The organism is Ekhidna sp. (assembly GCF_963691765.1).
Classification (GTDB): domain Bacteria; phylum Bacteroidota; class Bacteroidia; order Cytophagales; family Cyclobacteriaceae; genus Ekhidna.
Genome location: NZ_OY829375.1, coordinates 1531197 through 1548118, shown reverse-complemented (window position 1 = coordinate 1548118; position 16922 = coordinate 1531197). Strand labels below are relative to the sequence as shown.

Here is a 16922-nt window from a genome sequence, read left to right as displayed (position 1 = left end):
AAATGAAAAATCTAATCAAAGGATCAATCTACTTGGCTGTAGCAAGCATTATGATGCTTTTTACTGCTTGTGGGGATGATGACACGACAACAGTTCCTATCAATTTAAATTTTGCAAATTCCGATTTGGGTCTTTCTGAATCAGTTGAGTTAGCAATCAATTTTTCTAGGCCATCTGAAACTTCAGGACAGCTCATTTTAGGAATTGCTACTTCATTGAATTACGGAACGGAGGCAGATTTCTATACAGATCCAGAAATAATCAATAACGAGATTATAATGGAATATGAGACTGGTGATGAATCAGTCAATCTTACTATTTCAGCTGGTTCCTCATTGAATATTGCTCAGGATGAGACCATTACAATAACCGTAATTGAGTCAAATGAATTCGAACTAGGAACCAGTACGACAGCTACTATAACAGTAGCGGAGAATTTTATTGCCCAATCAGGAATTATTGAGATCGATGGAGGTGGTTCTGAATTTCCAAATCAAGCATTTATAGATCTTAGTAAACTCACTCAGCATACGGTTGATAAGTATAGTTGGGATATTGGGTTTAATACGGAATCTGGATCTCATAATGTCATATTGAATAGCAGTGCCTATGTAATGGCTAGAACTATTGACAAAACAGACATTGATGACGTTTCCGAAACTGATACGGTCGGATTTTCAGCCAAAATGTATATTTCAAATTACGTTGATACAGAGGCTACAGAGTGGATCGATCATCAGAGTGGCGATCTTAGTCAAACTGCTTTTGATATCTCAGCGACTAACAGTGAAAATCTTGTTTACATAATAAAAAGAGACGGAGATGGCCGTGACTGGAAAAAAGTTAGGGTAGTTCAGGATGGTGATAACTATACGCTACAATATGCCGATATAAATGCAACTACACATTCCGAGGTAACAATATCAAAAGACGAATCTTACAATTTCATTCATTTTGACTTGGACGATGGAGTGGTCTCTGTTGAGCCATCGAAGACGTCTTGGGATATTATGTATGGCACCTATTCTGGAATTGCCAATTTTGGAGCTTTTCTAGCCATTGGATACAATGACTATGTTATCCTTAATCGATCTAATGTAAGCGCTGCTATGATAGAAGAAGCTACGGTAGCATATGATGCGTTTACTGCGGATGACATTACTAGTAATTCACTTGTCGAGGATGACATTTCTGTTATTGGATCTACCTGGAGAAGCTTAGTAAACTTCAGCTTAGTCCTCAATGAAGATGTATACTATATCATCAAAGATGCTGAAGGAAATAACTACAAGCTAAAATTCACTCGTTTGTCCTCAGAATCAGGAGAACGAGGTTATCCAGAATTTAAAATCGAACTTCTTTAAACCTTGTTAGCAATGAAACAAATAATTACAACACTATTGTGCTTGATCGCACTTTTAGGCCATGCACAGAAAAAGAAAAAACAAGACATTGAATCAATTCTTGGGATGTGCGGCTGCTATGAAATTTCTTTCAATTTCGCAGAGACGTTTGCGGAAGAAAAATCATATGAATATCATGATAATTACTATTCTGGTGGGTTGGAATGGATTTTCCCGGTGATAAATGAAAAGGATAAGATTGTATTACAACATCTCTTAGTAATTGGAGATACGATGATAATTAAACACTGGAGACAAGATTGGCTCTTTGAGAATCAAGACGTGTACTTGTATGACAAAAACAATACATGGAATTACAAGCAACTTTCAGCGAATCAAGTAAAAGGTCAATGGACTCAAAAAGTATTTCAAGTAGATGATAGTCCCCGATATGAAGGAAGTGCTACATGGGTCCATTATGATGGGAAGCACTATTGGGAATCTCAAGCAGATGCTCCACTTCCAAGAAGAGAATTTAGTAAACGAAGCGACTATAATGTGATGGTTCGTAAAAACAGGCACGAAATCACTGAATTTGGCTGGATTCACGAACAAGACAATCAAAAAGTCATGAGAGAGGAATCTGATAGAAGACTCGCAAGCGAAAAGGGTTTGAATACATATTCTAAAGTTGAAGACTCTCAGTGTTCGACTGCTGTAGCTTGGTGGAATGAAAATCATAAGTATTGGGCGGACGTAAGAAGTATTTGGGATGAAATCTTTGCTAGTAAAAAACAGCTTTCACTAAATATGAAGGTAGATGACAAGATCATGTTTATGAGGTTATTCGAACTCGGAGATCAGATGAAAGGAGAAAATTATAGTGAGTCTACTTCTAAAACTGAAATTCGTAAAGTCATTCAAATGCATCTCTCGGAAAAGGGTGATACCCAGCTTGCTTCTGGCAGGTAGTGAAATCACACTCACTAGTTATAGTGATCTCATCACTATAACTAGTGATAAAATATTCCCTATTGATGGCGATTGCAGAGAATCTTCTCCAGATTCAATTTTGCATTGTTTAGAATCATTCTAAACAGAAGATCAAAACATATTTTTGCAAACACATAAAATCATGAATAAGAACAAATTATTTCTTGCCCTATTTGTTGGGCTATCAATATCTCTTGTCAGCTGTGGAGATGATGACGGTGGAAGCATTTCCATCAATGAGCCAGAGACTTATGCTTTCGAACGAGATGGTTCTTCCACCGTTTCTTTCAGCGGTCAAACTACTAGAATTCTTATGGGAGAGGAAGTCATTGACGCACTTAAGGATAATACCCTTGGTGAGGCTACAATTGACGCAATGTATGCGCACGTAGAAGGTGCTAATGATTTTGAAGATGCAACAGGCTTCGGATTAAATGCTTCTGATAAAAGTGTAAGAAGTAAAACTGCGGCATCTGCTGATTTCTTTTCTGCAAATACTACTGATGCCACTGCAATTAAAGAAGATTTCGATGAGTGGATTTCTGCACAAGTAGCAGATGTATTCCCTGAATGGGAAACTGAAGCTGCTGCTGGTCAAGCTGGTTTTATCCAAGAAGCAGGTGGAGGATCTACAAGATATGTAAATGAGAAAGGTCTGGAGTACAATCAAGCGTTCAACAAAGGGTTGATTGGCGCATTAATGGTTGACCAAATCGTGAACAATTATGTAAGCACATCAGTACTAGATGCTGGTACCAATGTTGAAGACAACGATGCTGGTACGGTGGCTGATGGAAAGACATATACCAACATGGAACATAAGTGGGATGAAGCATACGGATATGCATATGGTACATCTGCAAATACAGCCAATCCGAATCCAACAATAGGAGATGACGATAGCTTCTTGAATAAATACATTGGGAGAGTTGAAGGCGATGATGATTTTGCAGGGATTGCTGATGATTTATTTAATGCATTCAAACTAGGAAGAGCTGCAATTGTGGCAAGAGACTATACAACAAGAGACGCTCAGGCTGAAATCATCAGAGAGAAAGTATCGACAGTTATTGCAGTAAGAGCTGTTTATTATCTACAACAAGGTAAGGCTGGACTGGAATCCAATACGATAGATTATGCTTCTGTATTCCATGATCTTTCTGAAGGATATGGATTCATTTACAGTCTTCAGTTTACAAGGAGACCGAATAGTGAACTTCCCTACTTCACAAGATCTGAAGTTGAAAATATGATCAGTGACTTGATGGGTGGAACTAATGGTCTGTGGGATGTGACCACAACAACATTGGATAACCTTTCAAGTGAGATTGCAGCTGAGTTTGAATTCACTGTAGCTCAGGCTGGAAGTTAAAATTATTAAAACATTGAAGGGGATAGAGATATCCCCTTTTGATATTAAATGGACAATAAATGAAGAAGATGCGATTATTATCACTAGGTCTGGCAATTGTGCTGAGTTCACTATTAGTTGCTTGTTCGGATGATGATCCTGGCCAATCCGGGGATAACTTCGACAGAGGAGCTATGCTTGTAAATTGGGCTGATAATATTATTGTTCCAGGATATCAAACGTATGTTTCTGAATTGACAGATTTAGGTGATGCAGTTGATGCTTTTTCTACGAATCCATCTACAGAATCACTTAATAACGCACGTGATGCATGGTACGATGCAAATGTTGCGTGGCAGCATGTTGCACTTTTTGAAATAGGTAAAGCTGAAGAACTTACCTTAATCAATTTCACAAATGTTTACCCTACAAACACTACTGACTTGGTCGCTACGATTGAGTCAGGTAGTTATGATTTAACCTCTGTAAATCGTCAAGACGAGCAGGGATTTCCAGCTATTGAATATCTATTGTATGGAATAGAAGCAGATGATCAAGCAATCATAGATTTATATTCTCAAGAGACAGGTAATAAGCCCTACGCCACTTACCTAACAGATCTTTCAGATCGCTTAGCAACTTTAGCCCAGACAGTTCTTGACGATTGGAATAATGGTTATAGAGATGAATTCGTTAACAATAATGGAACTGATGCTACTGCTTCAGTGAACAAGTTGACTAACGATTATATTTTCTACTACGAAAAGCACTTAAGAGCTGGAAAAATTGGTATTCCAGCCGGCGTATTTTCGAGCGATAAGCAAGCCGATAAAGTCGAAGGTCTTTACAGCGGAAGGTCCAAAGATCTCTTTATGGAAGGACTAGATGCGATGAAGGATTTCTTTAACGGAAAATCTCCAAATTCAAATCTTCCCGTCGAAGGAGAAGGTTTTAAAAGCTATTTAGATTTTCTTAATACGGTGAGTGAAGGTGAAGATTTAGGAGAATTGATTAATGCACAATTAGAAGTAGCAAGAGCAAAAGCAGAAACGCTTTCTGAGAATTTTAGTGATCAGGTAAATACTGATAATACTGTCATGTTAGAGACCTATGATGAGCTTCAAAAAAATGTCGTCTATCTTAAAGTTGATATGCTTCAGGCGCTAAATATTCGCGTTGACTTTGTAGATGCAGATGGGGATTGATGGTATTCCTCAATTCACCATATTTTCTAAAAACAACTAAGGCTGCCCCACTGGCAGTCTTTCGTATTTTATTTGGCTTAATGATGCTTATAAGCATTATCCGTTTTTGGGCAAATGGATGGATTGATAAGCTTTATGTTAAACCAAATTTCTTTTTTTCCTACTACGGTTTCGAATGGGTTCAGCCAATAGGCAATTACACCTATCTGATTTTCATTATATGTGGATTATCAGCACTTGCAGTGGCTGTCGGATTAAGATATCAATTATCCATCATCATTTTCTTTTTGAGTTTTACTTATATCGAGCTGATGGATAAAACCACTTATCTGAATCACTACTATTTTATCAGTATTCTCGGCTTTTTAATGATTTTTCTACCTGCAGGAAGGTATTGCTCATGGGACTCAAGACACGCACACACAATCACAGTTCCATCTTGGAGTATTGATAGCATAAAAATTCTATTAGCAATCGTTTACTTCTATGCTGGCTTGGCAAAACTTAATTCTGATTGGCTTATTGAGGCAATGCCCCTTAAAATATGGCTTCCAGGTAAATATGATGTTCCATTGTTAGGCAATTTCTTGCACCAAGAATGGCTGATTTATGCATTTAGTTGGGGAGGTGCATTGTATGATTTAACGATTCCGCTTTTGCTTTTTTGGAAACGAACACGAACCGTAGCTTTTGTATTGGTTGTGATATTTCATTTGCTAACACGAGTCCTTTTCCCAATAGGGATGTTTCCATATATCATGATCGTTAGCGCTCTCATTTTTTTCGATCCAACTCTACATGAGAAGATTATAACTGTGATTTCAAAGCCAATCAAAGGTTTCTTGAAGAATACAAAAACGGATGTAAGCCTGGTGTCAACTCCAGCATGGAAGTTGAAATTGGTGGGCTTATTCTTAACAATTCAACTCCTGATGCCATGGAGATACTTGGCCTATCCTGAAGAATTGTTTTGGACTGAAGAAGGCTTTAGATTTTCTTGGAGAGTCATGTTAATTGAAAAAGCGGGCTATGCCAATTTTAAGATTTATGATCGAACTAATAACGAAACATTCTATATCGACAATAGTGATTTCCTAACCTCTTTTCAAGAGAAGCAGATGGCAACTCAGCCTGACTTTATTCTGGAATATGCTCATTATCTTCGCGATCATTTTTTAACTCAAGGGAAAGAAGTTGAGGTATATGTTGAAAGCTATGTAGCGCTTAATGGGCGAAGAAGTCAACCATATATCGATCCAACAGTTGATCTAACCAAATGCAAGGAATCATTCAATCACAAAAACTGGATACTTCCATTCAAGGATGAAATCAAAGGCATTTAGCATAGCGATAATATTCTTTCTGCTGTCATGCCAGGTATTGGCACAGTATACCTTGTCAGGGACAATAGTTGATTCGGAAAGTAATCAGCCAATTACTAACGCCGAAGTCTATGATAGAACTAGCAGTCAGTTGACTTCAACAAACGAAAAGGGATACTTTGAGATAAACAACCTAAAGGAAGGTAAGCATAAAATTGTAATACTCTCATTAGAGTATCAGACATTGGAGGAAGAGCTGGATATTTCAGGAGACAAGAACATTACTATTCCAATGAGGGTATTTCAGCAAGAACTTTCCGAAGTGGTAATAAGCCAGAAACGTGAAGAAATTTTTGCTCTAACCCGTTTACAACCGGTTGTGGGAACTGCTATTTATGCGGGAAAAAAGACAGAAGTGGTACTTCTTGATCAAATGGTTGGAAATGCAGCCACTAACAATGCAAGACAGATTTATTCTCAGGTTGTGGGTTTAAATATCTATGAAAGTATTGATGCTGGATTGCAGCTGAATATTGGAGGAAGGGGGCTCGACCCCAATAGAACTTCTAATTTTAATACGAGACAAAATGGATACGACATCAGTGCTGATGTCTTGGGTTATCCAGAAAGTTATTATACGCCTCCTGCGGATGCATTAAGTCAAATACAGGTTGTGAGAGGAGCAGCTTCGCTTCAATACGGCACTCAGTTTGGAGGCCTAATAAATTTTAAAATGAAGCAACCTTCTCAAGAACCCATAGCATTTACAGCAAGACAATCAATTGGTTCATTTGGCTTATTTAACACCTTCAATTCTTTGAGTGGTACAGTAGGTAAATTTTCTTATTACACCTATATCAATTACAAAAAGGGAGATGGATTTAGACCAAATGCTGAATTCGAATCAACCAACTACTTTGGAAGTTTTAATTACAATTTCACAGAAAAAACCTCAATCAATTTTGAGTTTACTTCACTCAATTATTTAGCACAACAGCCAGGAGGTTTAACGGATACTCAATTCAGAGCAGATCCTAATTTTAGTAATCGTTCCCGAAATTGGTTTGAAGTGAATTGGAAACTCTATTCATTGAAGCTTAACCATAAATTATCAAAGCGTAGTGATCTTAGTATCAACTTCTTTGCACTGAACGCTGGAAGAAATGCCGTTGGATTTAGAGGAGATCCTACGGAACTGAACCTTAATCCAATCACCCAAGTGGATGAGCAAGATACTGACGGTAGCTATTTCTTTTCACGAGATTTAATCAAAGGGAAGTTTGAGAATTGGGGAGCTGAGGTAAGATACCTAACACGATATCGATTTAAGGGTAGCGATGCGGTTTTACTATTGGGGTCAAAATATTACGATGCGAATAATAGCAGTATACAAGGTCCTGGAAGCAGAGGTACAGACGCAAATTTTAGCTTAGCAACCAATGAAAATCCTAATTATATAAATCAGTCTGACTTTACATTTCCGAACAGAAACTTGGCATTTTTTGGAGAGAATATTCTATTTATTAATGATAGACTCTCTATAACACCAGGCTTTAGGTACGAATATATTAGAACTGAAAGTGCTGGCATTTATAATCGTGAAGGAGTTGATTTGGTTGGTAATGTTCAACCGCTTGGTGATACTACTGATAATCGTGTTTTTGAGCGCTCATTTATCCTCTTAGGAATAGGGGCAAGCTTTGAGCCAAACGAGAACGTTGAGATCTATTCAAATCTTTCACAAAACTATCGCTCAGTTACGTTTAGCGATATCAGAGTGACAAGCCCTACTTTCATCATTGACCCGGAGATTTCGGATGAGCGGGGTTTTACATTTGATTTAGGAGTTAGAGGAAAATTAGGAGAATTGATTTCCTATGATGTTGGAGGATATGGACTTTTTTATGATGATAGGATTGGGATCATTCTAGATGATCGGGCCAACAGAGTTAGAGGAAATATAGGAACAGCACTGATAGTTGGAGTTGAATTTTTTGCTGATTGGAATTTGGCTAAAACTCTGGCACTTTCAACTACGAAGCATAAACTAAATTGGTTTGTTAATTCTGCAATTACAGAATCATCATACCTAGATTCAGATGAAAATAATGTTGAAGGGAAAAAGGTTGAATTTATTCCAACTATAAACCTAAAAACTGGTTTAAGATTTGGATACCAAAATCTACTTGGTAGCCTTCAATTTACTTACATATCCGAGCAATTTACCGATGTGGAAAACTCAGCTATCCCTGCTGATACTGATAATCGAAATGGAATTATTGGAGAAATCCCTGCTTATTCGATCATGGACTTTTCACTTTCATATAAGTTTAATCAATTCAAGATTGAAACTGGAGTAAATAATTTGCTTGACACAAGCTATTTCACTCGCAGAGCTACAGGTTATCCAGGGCCTGGAATAATACCTTCAGAGCCAAGAAACTTTTATTTAACCCTTGAAATTAAGATCTGATGAAATATTTCGTATTGCTTACTTTTATTGCTTTTGGTTGTGCCCCTAACACAGAAAAGAAAGAAGTAGAAGAATATCCGGTATTAGAAACTATGGGATACTATCAGCGATTTTCTCATAAACTTTGGCTGGCCGGCAAGAACGAAAACTGGGAGCTTGCAGACTTTTATACACACGAGTTGGAGGAGGTTACAGAGCAATTGATAGAAGGAAATGTTATTCACGATGATTACAACCTAAGTAATCTTTCTGAGGCGATGCTTATGCCTAAAATCGAAAAAGTAGAAGAGGCTATTCGAAAAAAGGATGAGGTTCTTTTCTTGGACAACTATGAGCTTATGATCGCTTCGTGCAACCTATGCCATAACACGACAAAGCATAATTTCATTAAGATCACTATCCCAAATGATTCAACTATTTGGAATCAAGAATTTTAGAATTGGATTCCTTTTTAAAGGGAGAAATTTTCCATTTTGAGATGAATTTTTGTGCAAAGCGAAATGAATGCTTATCGCCCTTAGCATTCATTTAGAATTATTCTAAATAAGCTTGCATACTTCACGTTTGAATGCTACGTTTGTACTCTATTTAGAATTTATCTAAATAAGGAGAATTGATGAGTAGTATCCCTGTTGAACTTCCGGTTTCAAAGCTCTATGAGGAGCACCTTCAGAAGAAAAAAAAGAAGGGTAAGAAATTGAAAAAAGAGTGCTGTTTTAAGTACATGAAGAAGAAGGGTAAATACTGTAAATCATGTCCAACACTATACGCAATGTGCCAAAATGCAGGAAGAGATATTTAAAACGAAAAGTGCTTCAATAGCTCAATGTGAGCTTACTGACAGTTTTTACTTGACTTTTGATCAGGAGGAGATTGCGTTCAAGCTATGTGACCTGTTTACATTCAGAAAAAAGATCATGGCATTTGATATTGTTGAATTACTGGAAAGCTCTGCTCCAGATATAGAAGTAGTACACCTACCACATTGTGATCGTTTTCTTCTATTGAGTTTACATGAGATACTGCAATTTAGAGAGCTTCTAAACGGTACGTTCGATACCTTAGCACTTAATAGTGCCATTCATAAGATTCTGAGAAAGAATGTTTTTAACTTTTGAGTGGTTATTTAGTTGTTATGTATCAAGAGTATAAAAAGCACATAAGCATATGAAAGATATCCTAAGAAGACACCATGTACTGAAAGAGGAAATTGTAAATGTTCTCAACAGACAAATTAAAATGGAGGCACATTCTTCATCTGCATACTTAGCAATGGCTGCTTGGTGTGATGTGAGAGGATATGATAATAGTGCAGAGTTTTTCTTCCAGCAATCTGAAGAGGAGCGAAAACATCAACTTAAGCTATTCCATTATTTATGTGATATGGAGTGTGATGCGATTTCACCTTCAGTTGGCGATAGTCAACATGACTTTGGATCCTTAAGAGAGGTTTTTGAAAAGGCACTTGAGCATGAGATAGCTGTTTCAGATTCTATCCATGAAATTGTAGGAGAGTGTAGAAAATATAACGATATCGCGACTGAAGAATTCATGAGATGGTTTGTTCAGGAGCAAATTGAGGAAGAATACATTGCGAGAAGAGCGCTTGAGTTGTTCGACGTTTTGGGAGAAGACAAAATTGCTCTCGGAATGTTTGAAGAACGAATCCTAGATATTAAATACGAAGGAGGCTGATATACCTTCACAGAACATATAAAGGCTCTTCAATCTGAAGAGCCTTTTTTTATGGCATGAAGTAATGAGCGTGACGTTAGACCAATAATTAATCTAATTCGTTACTTCTTCAGATTGGTCATTCAATAAATTCACTGTATGCTTCGAGTAACTGCAATATTTATCTTTTCAGCCGCTTGTCTTTTTTCATCAGCACAAGACACCACTTTCGACGATTTGAAATTGATACTAGCCAAAGAGGCTACTATTGTAAAGGAGGCGGATAACATGATTCAATACAGTGTTGGTGAGCTGCAACTTTTTCTAATTGTCGACGAGGAGGCTAATCTGATGAGAATAATGGCACCAGTTGTGGAAGAGGATAAGTTGTCTGAGGAGGATCTCAAAACTTTAATGGAATCGAATTTTGATCGAGCATTGGACGCTAAATACGCAATATCAAATGGAATTCTTTGGTCTGTATATGCACATCCATTGAGAGAGTTGTATAAGGATCAAATGATCGACGCATTCAATCAAGTAAGAAACTTGGTTTACAACTATGGTACCTCGTACTCAAGCACAACAGTCGTATTTGGAGGTGGAGGTTAATGCTACCCTTTCAATTTTGATACAAAATCCCAAAGAACAACCCCCATACTCACAGAGATATTAAGCGAGTGTTTGGTGCCGTACTGAGGAATTTCTAGCACAACGTCTGCGCTTTCAACTACTTTGTCGTTTACGCCGAATACTTCATTTCCAAAAACCAATGCATACTTGGCTCCATCTTCAAGCTTAAAGTCAAGCAGGGAAGTACTTTCATCTGCTTGCTCTACTGCTACAATTTGATATCCTTTATTTTTCAGCTCGTCCACACAGCTTTGAACGGTTTCTTTATGCTCCCAATCTACTGAGTCTTGAGCGCCAAGCGCAGTCTTATTTATTTCACGATGAGGCGGTTGTGCCGTAATGCCACACAAATAGATTTTTTCGATGCAAAATGCGTCGGAAGTTCGAAATGCGGAACCCACATTCATTGCACTACGAACATCATCAAGTACCAATGCTACTGGGTTTTTCTCTACATTTTTGAATTCTTCTGTAGAAAGACGATTTAGCTCTTCATTCTTAATTTTTCTCATCAATCAATTAGGTATGGTCCATAAAAATTCTAGTTGGAAACAGCATATTTTCTAAGAAATGGTTCTCCCATTTTGAACTTTGCGCAATCATGCTCATTTCGAGTTAATATTGCAATCTATTTGCCAAAATTAAACTTAACCTTCTGCATGGCAGGCACCAAGACCAAAGCGAAAGAGACCCCATTAATGAAGCAGTACAATACGATCAAAAGTAGGTACCCAAGTGCACTTCTTTTGTTCAGAGTTGGAGACTTCTATGAGACCTTTGGAGAGGATGCTGTTAAGGCAAGTAAGACCCTGGATATTGTACTTACTAAACGTGCGAATGGATCGCAAAAGGAAATGGAGTTGGCCGGGTTTCCTCATCATGCCATGGACACCTATTTGCCAAAGTTGGTGCGCGCTGGTTATCGAGTAGCCATTTGTGATCAACTGGAGGATCCGAAATCCGTCAAGGGGATCGTAAAGCGAGGAGTTACAGAATTGGTTACACCAGGTCTGTCCTTGAATGATAATGTCCTTGACCAACGAAAGAATAACTTTCTTGCTGCTATTCACTATGACAAGGATAGATGTGGTGTTGCCTTCTTGGATTTATCTACCGGTGAATTTTTGGTTTCTGCTGGCACAGAAGACTACATTGATAAACTTATTCGAGGATTTCAGCCATCAGAAATTTTATACCCAAAACCCAACCGTGACTGGTACGCTACCAAATACGGAGAACACTTTTCGTCTTTCCCATTAGAGGATTGGATTTTTAGTAAAGATTACGGATACGAAAAGCTGACCAAACACTTCAACGTACCTAACCTCAAAGGTTATGGGATTGAAGAACTTTCAGAAGGAATCTTAGCTGCAGGTGCTATTCTTTATTACTTGGATGAAACTGAGCACAAAGAGACAAATCATATAAAGTCGATAGCTCGAATCGATGAGAATAAATATGTATGGCTAGATCGATTCACTATTCGAAACCTTGAGCTAATACAATCTGCACAACCTGACGGTATTTCTTTAATCGACACGATCAATCAGACGTTGACTCCAATGGGGGGTAGGCTCTTGAGAAAATGGATGGTGCTTCCTTTGAAGAGTAAGCCTGAAATTGATCAGCGACTGGATATCGTGGAGACGCTAAAAGACGAAGATGAGCTGCAGTCATCGATCAGAGAACACTTAGAGAAAATTGGAGATCTTGAGAGGCTGGTTGGAAAAGTCGCTACTAGCCGAGTAAATCCTAGAGAACTCCTTCAATTGAAGAAAAGCCTTGCGCAGATTCTACCCATTAGGGAGCTCCTAAAAGATAAAAAGTCTTTCAACGCTTTCTTTGACTTACTCAATCCTTGCGATAAGCTTACTGAAAAACTTGATAGCGAGCTCAAGGATGATGCTCCACTTCAATTGCATCAAGGAGGGGTAATTGAGACTGGTGTGAATGCCGAACTTGATGAGTTGAGAGCAATTTCTACCTCTGGAAAAGACTTTCTAGCAGGAATTCGAGACCGAGAGATTGAACGAACAGGTATTAGTTCGCTTAAAATTGCATACAATAAAGTTTTTGGATACTATTTAGAAGTATCCAATGCCCATAAGGACAAAGTGCCTGAGGAATGGATTAGAAAACAGACGCTTGTTAATGCAGAACGATATATTACTGAAGAGCTGAAACAGTATGAGGAAAAGATTCTTAATGCGGAGTCTCAAATTTCAGTTCTCGAACAAAAACTCTACATGGAGTTGGTGGCATTTGCACATACTTATATCGATGCCATCCAACAAAATGCCAAAGTAATCGCTCAAATCGACTGCCTATCATGCTTCAGCCAGCAGGCTCAATCTTACAACTATTGTCGGCCGAATATTTCTGAAGATAAGGTCATTGACATTAAGGAAGGAAGGCATCCGGTAATTGAAAGAAACTTAGCGCAAGGAGAAGACTTTATTGCCAATGATCTCTACCTGGACAATGAATCTCAGCAAGTGATGATCATCACAGGTCCTAACATGGCTGGTAAATCTGCTCTTCTACGCCAAACCGCCTTAATTACATTGATGGCGCAGATTGGATCATTTGTGCCCGCTGGTTATGCCAAGATTGGATTGGTGGATAAAGTATTTACCAGGGTTGGAGCTTCAGACAACCTTTCCAGAGGCGAATCCACCTTCATGGTTGAAATGACAGAGACAGCTAGCATTCTCAACAATCTGAGTGACCGTTCCTTGGTGTTGATGGATGAAATTGGAAGAGGGACAAGTACGTATGACGGCATTTCCATTGCTTGGTCAATTGTGGAGCATTTGCATAATCACCCGAAAGCTAAGGCTAAGACACTCTTTGCTACACACTATCATGAGCTCAATGAGCTTGCAAAAGATTTACCTCGAGTAAAGAACTTTAACGTCTCTGTTAAAGAACTGGAGAATAAGGTGATATTTATGAGGAAGCTCGTGGAAGGGGGAAGTGAGCATAGTTTCGGTATTCATGTAGCCCAAATGGCTGGCATGCCCAACGAAATTGTGATTCGAGCGAATGAAATATTAAAGCATCTTGAGAAAGAAAAGCTTACTGACTCAGATCGTCAGAAATTAGAAGAACTGCCTACTCAGCAGTTCCAAATGAATTTGTTTGAAGCAGACCCACGTATGGAACGCATGTTGGATATACTTCGTAAAGTCGATGTGAATTCCACCTCACCGGTGGAGGCTTTATTAAAGCTGAATGAATTAAAGGAAGTGCTTAAAGGATCTTAAGCAGCCAAAACTTTGCTTTGCATAGAGTCAGCCTCCATGATCAAGCTGTTTACATACTGAAGCTGAGCTTCAAGTTCAGAGTTGCTGTTTCCCTCAAGTAATCTAACTAGGTGTTTTCTTACTTTCACTGCACATTCTAACGTCATTTCAATTTCTTCTCTAAACATTTTCTTATCGTTTTGGTGTAGTTTTTAACTATTTCTTAAATGAACAATACAAAAGTGAGGAAATTGGGAGTCACTAATAATCAGGTAATTACCAGATTTAAACTAGGTCAAATAACTAGTCAATTTTGACTCAAAATAATCGCTCGAAACATATGTGTGGTTCATCCAAATTGAAGGTTAATTGGTAGAAATAGCGCCTCTAGATTTGTTATTATGAAACCTAGCGTAGACTTAGAATTTTGCAAAAAGACCTATTCTAATGTATGATGTTAGATAATGTTCAAAATTCTTAGCAAGATCGTTGTAAATATTGATGCTTCGTATAAATTTGCAGTCCTTTTCAAAGGAAAAGCAAGCACAGCTTGATAGAATAAGCGAGAGTAGCTCAGCTGGTAGAGCACAACCTTGCCAAGGTTGGGGTCGCGGGTTCGAATCCCGTCTCCCGCTCAATAAAGATTGTAGATTGAAAAGATTTATGATTTTAGAATTTTGGCCCTTTGGGGCCATTTTTGTTAAATGGTGGATCATTTATCACTAAAATCGAAAATCGATTGAATCTAAAATAGAACATGCCTCGGTGGTGGAATTGGTAGACACGCAGGACTTAAAATCCTGTGACCATTGCGGTCGTATGGGTTCAAGTCCCATCCGAGGTACTAAAGCCTCTGTTAATCAATTGATTTTCAGGGGCTTTTTTTATTTTAGCTAAGGCTCTAGCTAATCTTTCACAAAACTCAAAGAAGCTTTCTTACCAAACTGATTTGAAATCTTAACAATGTAATGCCCCTTGCTTATTTGATTTGTATTTATTGAAGCTTTATGTCCTTTAACGGTGGTATTCACAACTTCTGCTCCTATTGACGAGTAAATCTGTACTTGGTATATTCCTTCTTTTTCAAATCTAATATTTAATAGATCCTCTACAGGGTTCGGGTAAACCAATAGCTTCTTATCGTCTGCACGAGAAGCACTTAATACATTCAAATTAGGTTTGATTTGAAAATCTGAAACAACAGGCAAGTGATCAGAAGCTCCAAAAGAGTCACCTGCTTGCAGTCCGTAATTAGCCAAGGTTTCTGTTGGCATCGATTCTGTCAATAGAATGAATGATTTGGTTTGACTTAAGGTGTAGTCAGAATAGATAAAGAAATCAAGCTTGCCTGGGGGGAAAGGTGAATCATCAGACCTCCAGGTATAATTTAGACGTGCTTCCGTATGCAGTGCATTCAACTCTTTTAAATCAGAATCATCCCAGTCTAGTGGTCCTCCAGAACCGTAACTTGATGTATTGACGATATCTCCCTCTAGCAATGTGTTTAATGGTTGTGCCAAGCCCACCAAATTGAGATCACCTGAATAAACGAAGGGGGTGTTTTCTTGAACTTCACCTCCTGATTTTAGATCCAGAACAAACTTCGCATACTGATCCGCTTGATTTTGCCTAGAATCTTCATTGCTGCAACAACTCAAGTGTGCATTAGTAAACACAATGTCCATTTCATATTCATCAGGTAAATCGATTAATGCAGGAAATTGACGTTCAAGGTCCCATCTTTTAATAATCGGCCATCTAGATACAATCAGCTCACCTCCATTGATCTCGGTATACCAACCGTTGGGGTCTTCTGTATCCAGCCAACTATCAAACATGGATTTGATATTAGATAAATTGCTTACACCACTTTCTACAAATCCCATGATATCAGGGTTTATTGCTTTGATGATTCGCTCAAAATGAATGATTCGATCTTCATCCTCTAGACCATTGAACAGCGTATTGTATGCTAAGAACCTGATATCATCAGCCTCATTTTTTTCAAGAGTGATTGGAGTGTACGGGGTAACAGGTGTATCGTCAAAAGTGTAGCTAAATACTTCTCCATCTACAGGCAATGCATCTGCGTTAATGTCATTTTTGAATAAAATCTTGATGGTAGAAGAGGTAAACAAAGGATATTGCCCATCAGGAATCACATCTCTTCGTATAGCAATTTCAAATTCATCAGAGGTTACCGTCGGTGCAACTTGCATTTGTAAATCGTTCATACTTACCTGGCTGTATTCTGGGACATTATAGTGAGCAAACAGGTCGTAAAAAAGTAGCCCTAGCTCTGTACCATATCCTTCCTGGCTAGCAAACCCTGTTGCAGCATCGTTATCACCATCGATGAATAAACCGATTTCATGCGAGATCAGGTGGTTTTCCGTTAAGTCAAATTCTGCGTTGGCCTTAATTTTTAAGAACAGGTAGTCTTCATCATTAGTTACTTGGAATTCCAGCAGGTCAATTCCATCAATCGATTCACTGGATTCAGAATATGTGGCAAGATTAGATGTCCAGTCATCAAACAAGCCATCAATAACGATTGGGGCAGACTGGGCAAACGTAAAGTTTGCTATTAATACAAACGCACAAATAGGGAAGAGTTTTTTACCCATCGTAATCTGTTTACCTCAAAGATAAAATCTCATTGGACATTTCTTTGAAATGATTG

At 38.2% G+C, this 16922-nt stretch carries 15 protein-coding genes and 2 tRNA genes; 14 read left to right on the top strand and 3 right to left on the bottom strand.

Annotation, left to right across the window (positions count from 1 at the left end; genetic code table 11):
- Positions 1 to 2: 2 nt before the first annotated feature.
- The 11 genes from ACY650_RS07225 to ACY650_RS07175 all read left to right on the top strand — a co-directional run bounded on the left by ACY650_RS07225 (position 3) and on the right by ACY650_RS07175 (position 10973).
- On the top strand, positions 3 to 1364 hold the full coding sequence (locus ACY650_RS07225) for an HmuY family protein (protein ID WP_462253219.1): 1362 nt from the start codon (positions 3 to 5) through the stop codon (positions 1362 to 1364).
- A 12-nt stretch (positions 1365 to 1376) separates the two neighbouring features.
- Complete coding sequence (locus tag ACY650_RS07220) at positions 1377 to 2315, top strand: DUF6607 family protein (RefSeq protein ID WP_462253217.1); 939 nt, start codon at positions 1377 to 1379, stop codon at positions 2313 to 2315.
- Between the two features lie 163 nt (positions 2316 to 2478).
- Positions 2479 to 3708: a DUF4856 domain-containing protein gene (locus ACY650_RS07215; protein WP_462253215.1), complete on the top strand. Its 1230-nt coding sequence runs from the start codon at positions 2479 to 2481 to the stop codon at positions 3706 to 3708.
- A gap of 59 nt (positions 3709 to 3767) precedes the next feature.
- A complete protein-coding gene (locus ACY650_RS07210; RefSeq protein ID WP_462253213.1) occupies positions 3768 to 4892 on the top strand; it encodes an imelysin family protein in 1125 nt (374 codons plus the stop codon).
- Positions 4892 to 6235, top strand: coding sequence for an HTTM domain-containing protein (locus ACY650_RS07205; RefSeq protein WP_462253211.1), 1344 nt, complete (start codon positions 4892 to 4894; stop codon positions 6233 to 6235). The genes ACY650_RS07210 and ACY650_RS07205 overlap by 1 nt, the downstream gene beginning before the upstream one ends.
- A complete protein-coding gene (locus ACY650_RS07200; protein ID WP_462253209.1) occupies positions 6216 to 8687 on the top strand; it encodes a TonB-dependent receptor domain-containing protein in 2472 nt (823 codons plus the stop codon). Before ACY650_RS07205 ends, ACY650_RS07200 begins: the two co-directional genes overlap by 20 nt.
- Positions 8687 to 9124, top strand: coding sequence for a hypothetical protein (locus tag ACY650_RS07195; protein WP_462253207.1), 438 nt, complete (start codon positions 8687 to 8689; stop codon positions 9122 to 9124). Before ACY650_RS07200 ends, ACY650_RS07195 begins: the two co-directional genes overlap by 1 nt.
- A 179-nt stretch (positions 9125 to 9303) precedes the next feature.
- A complete protein-coding gene (locus tag ACY650_RS07190) occupies positions 9304 to 9489 on the top strand; it encodes a hypothetical protein (protein ID WP_462253205.1) in 186 nt (61 codons plus the stop codon).
- On the top strand, positions 9470 to 9805 hold the full coding sequence (locus ACY650_RS07185) for a hypothetical protein (RefSeq protein WP_462253203.1): 336 nt from the start codon (positions 9470 to 9472) through the stop codon (positions 9803 to 9805). The genes ACY650_RS07190 and ACY650_RS07185 overlap by 20 nt, the downstream gene beginning before the upstream one ends.
- Positions 9806 to 9854: 49 nt before the next feature.
- Positions 9855 to 10382: a ferritin gene (locus ACY650_RS07180; protein WP_462253201.1), complete on the top strand. Its 528-nt coding sequence runs from the start codon at positions 9855 to 9857 to the stop codon at positions 10380 to 10382.
- Between the two features lie 138 nt (positions 10383 to 10520).
- A complete protein-coding gene (locus tag ACY650_RS07175; protein ID WP_462253199.1) occupies positions 10521 to 10973 on the top strand; it encodes a hypothetical protein in 453 nt (150 codons plus the stop codon).
- 2 nt (positions 10974 to 10975) lie between these two features.
- On the opposite strand, the gene ACY650_RS07170 is transcribed toward ACY650_RS07175, so the two are convergent.
- Positions 10976 to 11506: an RNA methyltransferase gene (locus ACY650_RS07170; RefSeq protein ID WP_462253197.1), complete on the bottom strand. Its 531-nt coding sequence runs from the start codon at positions 11504 to 11506 to the stop codon at positions 10976 to 10978.
- Positions 11507 to 11653: 147 nt separating this feature from the next.
- Here ACY650_RS07170 and mutS point away from each other — a divergent pair, with 147 nt between their 5' ends.
- Positions 11654 to 14260: a DNA mismatch repair protein MutS gene (mutS, locus tag ACY650_RS07165; protein ID WP_462253195.1), complete on the top strand. Its 2607-nt coding sequence runs from the start codon at positions 11654 to 11656 to the stop codon at positions 14258 to 14260.
- Here mutS and ACY650_RS07160 read toward each other — a convergent pair.
- Positions 14257 to 14427, bottom strand: a complete 171-nt coding sequence (locus tag ACY650_RS07160; RefSeq protein ID WP_462253193.1) for a hypothetical protein — start codon at positions 14425 to 14427, stop codon at positions 14257 to 14259. The two genes, mutS and ACY650_RS07160, sit on opposite strands and share 4 nt — an antisense overlap.
- A 374-nt stretch (positions 14428 to 14801) precedes the next feature.
- Here ACY650_RS07160 and ACY650_RS07155 point away from each other — a divergent pair.
- Together ACY650_RS07155 and ACY650_RS07150 are read left to right on the top strand one after the other, a co-directional pair.
- A tRNA-Gly gene (locus ACY650_RS07155) sits at positions 14802 to 14874 on the top strand.
- Between the two features lie 124 nt (positions 14875 to 14998).
- Positions 14999 to 15083, top strand: a tRNA-Leu gene (locus tag ACY650_RS07150).
- Positions 15084 to 15144: 61 nt separating this feature from the next.
- On the opposite strand, the gene ACY650_RS07145 is transcribed toward ACY650_RS07150, so the two are convergent.
- Positions 15145 to 16866 (bottom strand): T9SS type A sorting domain-containing protein, encoded by a 1722-nt coding sequence (locus tag ACY650_RS07145; protein WP_462253191.1) that lies wholly within the window; start codon positions 16864 to 16866, stop codon positions 15145 to 15147.
- Positions 16867 to 16922 lie beyond the last annotated feature (56 nt).